Source organism: Methylobacterium sp. C33D (assembly GCF_053345825.1).
Genome location: NZ_JBKFAV010000233.1, coordinates 1 through 289, shown reverse-complemented (window position 1 = coordinate 289; position 289 = coordinate 1). Strand labels below are relative to the sequence as shown.

The window sequence follows — 289 nt, the reverse complement described above, 5'->3', positions numbered from 1 at the left end:
CTGCGCCCATTCGGTCGACATCGTCCGGCGCGCCAAGCAGGACGGCCTGCCGGTGACCTGCGGCGTCTCGGTGGACAACCTCGTCCTCAACGAGAACGACATCGGCCATTACCGCACCTTCTGCCGGCTCTCGCCGCCCCTGCGCCACGAGACCGACCGTCAGGCGGTGGTGCGCGCCCCCGACGAGGGCGTGATCGACGTTGTGGTGTCCGACCACAATCCGCAGGACGTGGAGACCAAGCGCCTGCCCTTCGCCGAGGCGGCGGACGGGGCCCTCGGCATCGAGACG

General features: G+C 70.2%; 1 pseudogene. It reads left to right on the top strand.

The features are described 5' to 3' along the window. Positions 1–289: pseudogene (locus tag ACLBXO_RS32190) on the top strand (dihydroorotase); the annotation flags it as partial.